Raw genomic sequence first — 846 nt, 5'->3', positions numbered from 1 at the left:
GGGGATGCCGTGGCAGATCACGTCATTCAGGGAGGTGCAGATGGCCTTGGGGTAGGGCGTGTAGCCCGGCGGGCAGTAATTCAGCGGCGCCGGGATGCTGCCTTGCACGTTGGTCATGTACTCGTGGCAGAGGCGGTCGATCTCGCCGGTGGTCACGCCCGGCTTCACGAAGGGGGTGATGTAGTCCAGCACCTCGGCGGCCAGGCGGCCGGCCACGCGCATGCCTTCGATGTCTTCGGCGGTCTTGATGGTGATGTTGCCCATGATGAATCGCAATTCGCTAGAAAATCGTCAAGACGGGATTATAGACGACGGGGGTGCTTTCTGTTTTGTCGGCGCCCGCCGACAAGCCGGGGCCGGCGTTTGGCTGTGTCCCTTATCTTCATGTGCTACTTGAACAAAAGTGATGGGTCGAGTAGAATGCCGGGCTGATCTGAAAACCACAGGTCAGTTGTCGAATGCGGTGTGCGGAATGATTCTTCATGTCTGTTTGGCAATAAGTGTCGTAAATTATCTTTTGAAACGCGAATCCGTTCGCTAAAAGGGTGTCCGGCTGCATGAGCCGGATGACCGAGCGGATTCCAGACCTAACCCTGGAGAAATTCATGTCCGTTACCATGCGCGAAATGCTGGAAGCCGGTGTCCACTTCGGTCACCAAACCCGCTTCTGGAACCCCAAGATGGCCCCCTTCATTTTCGGTCATCGCAACAAGATTCACATCGTCAACCTGGAAAAGACCCTGGGCATGTACCAGGAAGCCGTCAAGTACGTGCGGCAGCTGTCGGCCAACCGTGGCACCATCCTGTTCGTTGGTACCAAGCGTCAAGCCCGCGACATCCTGTCCG

At 57.1% G+C, this 846-nt stretch carries 2 protein-coding genes; one reads left to right on the top strand and one right to left on the bottom strand.

The window, feature by feature from the left end; genetic code table 11:
• A partial coding sequence (locus tag B3873_RS20185; RefSeq protein ID WP_286868586.1) for a M24 family metallopeptidase occupies nt 1-264 on the bottom strand: 264 nt, incomplete at its 3' end.
• A 341-nt stretch (nt 265-605) separates the two neighbouring features.
• Between B3873_RS20185 and rpsB the strand changes: the two genes are divergently transcribed.
• Nucleotides 606-846: 30S ribosomal protein S2 (gene rpsB / locus B3873_RS20180; protein WP_286868584.1), on the top strand; the 241-nt coding region annotated here is incomplete at its 3' end.

Source organism: Herbaspirillum sp. UBA812, from assembly GCF_002296545.1.
In the GTDB taxonomy this organism is placed as follows: domain Bacteria; phylum Pseudomonadota; class Gammaproteobacteria; order Burkholderiales; family Burkholderiaceae_D; genus Herbaspirillum; species Herbaspirillum huttiense.
The sequence above is the reverse complement of the archived record's forward strand: the minus strand, read 5'-3'. Positions and strand labels throughout refer to the sequence as shown.